This is a genomic window from Pseudomonas sp., assembly GCF_050739995.1.
Taxonomy (GTDB): domain Bacteria; phylum Pseudomonadota; class Gammaproteobacteria; order Pseudomonadales; family Pseudomonadaceae; genus Aquipseudomonas.
In genome coordinates this window covers 1-3164 of sequence record NZ_JBOICG010000709.1, presented here as the reverse complement: position 1 = coordinate 3164, position 3164 = coordinate 1, and the positions used below count along the sequence as shown (strand labels likewise).

Below are 3164 nucleotides of genomic sequence, written 5' to 3'. Positions count from 1 at the left end.
GTGAAGAATGTTTCATCTGATGCACCGCCATCGGGAGCAAGCCCCCTCCCACAGTTGATTGGATTCCAATTCAAGCCATCCCGTGTCAGACCCAATGATGAATCGGCCAGCCAGCCTGTTCGGCGTGGGCACGCAACACCGGGTCCGGATTCACCACCTGCGGGTATTCGACCTTGCTCAACAACGGCAAGTCGTTTCGCGAATCCGAATAGAAGTAAGCGCCGTCCAACGTCTCGCCTTCCTGCTCCAACCATTGCAGTAACCGCGTGATCTTGCCTTCGCGGTACGTCAGTACGTCCACGGTACGACCACTGTACACGCCATGGTTGACTTCAAGGTTGATGCCTAGCACTTCATCAATACCGATGCGTGCCGCAATCGGCCCGACCAGGTGGGTGCCCGAGGCGGAAATCACCAGAATCCGGTCGCCATTCGCACGGTGGCGGGCGATGGTCTTGGTGGCGTCGCTGTAGATCAGCGGCTCGATCACGTCCTCGACCCACGGCTCCACCAAGTGCTCGATTTCTTCCGGCGTGCGGCCAATCATCGGCTCCAGGCTGAAATCCATGAAGTCTTCCATCAACAGCTTGCCCTGGCTGTAGGCGTCCATCAGTTCGTCGTTCTTGCGCATGAACGACTCAGGGTCGACCCAGCCGAGGCGGCCCATCTGCTCGCTCCACAAGGTGGCGCAGTCGCCATGGATCAGGGTGTCGTCCAGATCAAAAATTACCAATGCCATCCGTCACGCTCTCTCAAGTCAATCGTTGCATCAGGCTACTTCACACAACGCACTGGGGTCGATGGAAAGTGCCAGGCGCTGCCCGTCGGGGTGCAGATCGTCGGCCGAGCGGTTGAGCACGTCCACCACCAATTCCACGCCGCGCGCTTCGATGCGGTAGCGAATTACGTTGCCCAGCAGGCTGTGGCTGCGCACCAATGCGTCCAGCTCGCCGCTGCGGCTCAGTTCTATGGCTTCCGGGCGAATTGCGATACGCCCGCTGATCGGGCGTTGCAGCAACTGGCTGGCCTTGTCGGCGTCGAGCAGGTTGTAGTTGCCGATAAACCCGGCGGCAAATACGTCTACCGGCGCGGTATAGAGCGTTTCAGCGTCGCCGCTTTGCACGATCTTGCCCTGGTTCATCAGGAAAATGCGGTCGGACATGGTCAGGGCTTCTTCCTGGTCATGGGTCACGAAGATCGTGGTCAGGCCCAGTTCACGCTGGATCTGACGGATCTGTTCACGCAGGTGTTTGCGAATCCGCGCATCCAGTGCCGACAGCGGCTCATCCAGTAGTAACAAGCGTGGGCGGGTCACCAGGGAGCGAGCCAGGGCCACGCGCTGGCACTGGCCGCCGGACATCTGATGCGGGTAGCGGCCGGCGAGGTCCTTGAGTTCCACCAGTTGCAGCACTTCCTGTACGCGCTTGTGACTGTCGTCGGCATTGACTTTCTGCATGCGCAGGCCGAAGGCGACGTTCTGTTCCACGGTCATGTTGGGGAACAGCGCATAGCTCTGGAACACCATGCCGATGTTTCGTTTCTGCGGGCTCAACGGGACGATGTCCTGGCCGTCCAGCAGGATTTTCCCACTGTCCACCGAGGTCAACCCGGCGATGCAGCGCAGCAGGGTCGACTTGCCGCAACCGGACGGGCCGAGCAGAGTGACGAACTCGCCCTTGGCGATTTCGCAGTTGATGTCACTGAACACCGGGGTGCCGGCGTAGCCTTTTTGCAGGTGTTGGACGCTGACGAAGCTCATTGGCTTTTGTCCTTGTTCAAGATATTGGCGGCCCAGGTCAGCACCAGCACAAAGAAGAAATAGGAAATCACGACGGCGCTGGTGAAGTGGCCGCTGCTGTTGCGCATGTTGTTCAGGTACACCTGCAGGGTCTCGTAGCGCGTACCCACGAGGATATTGGCGAACACGAACTCACCGAACAGGAACGAGAACGACAGCAGCAGCGCCACCATCAGGCCTTTGCGCAGGTTCGGCAGCACCACCAGGATCGCCGCCTGCCAGGTGCTGGCGCCGAGCAGTTGGGAGGCGTCCATCAGGTCGCGCAGGTTGATCGCTTGCAGGTTGTTGGTGATCGCCCGGTACATGAACGGCAGCGCCACGGTGAAGTAGCAGCCGATCAGAATCCACGGCGTGCCCACCATCGCCATCGGCCCCGAACCGTAGAGTTGCAACAAGCCGACCGACGACACCACCGGCGGTACCGCGAAGGGCAGCAGGATCAGGATGTTCATCAATGCGTCGAGCTTGGGGAAGTGGTAATGCACCACGAACAGCAGGGGCAGGATCAACACCACCGACAGGATCAGCGCACCCACGCACACCAGCAACGATTGGCCGAAGGCCGCCAGGAAGCGCGGGTCGCTCCACAGCTGCACGTACCATTTCACGGTAAACCCGGCGGGCAGGATGGTCGCCGACCAACTGCTGGCGATGGAGTAAATGAAGGTGCCTACCAACGGCAACACCAGGATTGCAAACAACAGCCACACCACCACCCGATGGTAGAGGGAGGCCGGACCGGCTTCAGCGCGAGACATGGTAGCTCCTCTTGAGCAGGAGTTGATGGACCACGGTGACCACGGTCATCAGTGCCACCAGTACAACGGCCAGGGCGCTGGCCATGTTCGGGTCGAGGGAGATGTCGCCGGAGACCATCGCCGCGATTCGAATCGGCAGTACGTTGAAGTTGCCGGTGGTCAACGCGTACACCGTGGCATAAGCGCCCAGTGCGTTGGCCAGCAGGATCACGAAGGTGCCGAGCAGTGCCGGGGTGAGCACCGGCAGGCCGATATGCCGCCAGAACTGCCAGCCGCTGGCGCCGAGCAGCGAGGCCGATTCGCGCCAGTCTTCACGCAAGGCATCGAACGCCGGGTAGAGCAGCAGCACGCCGAGTGGGATCTGGAAGTAGGTGTAGAGGATGATCAGGCCGGTCTTCGAATAGAGGTTGAAGTCCTCGATGATGCCCGCCTGTTTCAGCAGCAGCGTGATGGCGCCGTTGAAGCCCAGGATGATGATGAAGGCGAAGGCCAGCGGCACCCCGGCGAAGTTGCTGGTCATATTGGCGAAGGCGTTGACGAAGTCGCGCAGGCGCGAGTCGACCTTGCGCAGCGAATAGCTGCCGAGGATGGCGATGAGGATACCGAAC

4 protein-coding genes are annotated in these 3164 nt (G+C 60.6%); all 4 read right to left on the bottom strand.

What is annotated here, in order from left to right:
• Positions 1-85 precede the first annotated feature (85 nt).
• Positions 86-739, bottom strand: coding sequence for an HAD family hydrolase (locus tag ACRESD_RS24045; RefSeq protein ID WP_431753186.1), 654 nt, complete (start codon positions 737-739; stop codon positions 86-88).
• 30 nt (positions 740-769) lie between these two features.
• The gene (locus ACRESD_RS24040; protein ID WP_003172971.1) at positions 770-1759 is read right to left on the bottom strand and encodes an ABC transporter ATP-binding protein; all 990 of its coding nucleotides are present in this window, start codon (positions 1757-1759) and stop codon (positions 770-772) included.
• On the bottom strand, positions 1756-2556 hold the full coding sequence (locus ACRESD_RS24035) for an ABC transporter permease (RefSeq protein WP_431753185.1): 801 nt from the start codon (positions 2554-2556) through the stop codon (positions 1756-1758). The genes ACRESD_RS24040 and ACRESD_RS24035 overlap by 4 nt, the downstream gene beginning before the upstream one ends.
• Positions 2543-3164, bottom strand: a 622-nt coding sequence (locus tag ACRESD_RS24030) for an ABC transporter permease (RefSeq protein WP_431753184.1), incomplete at its 5' end; no start/stop codon positions are given. The genes ACRESD_RS24035 and ACRESD_RS24030, both read right to left, overlap by 14 nt.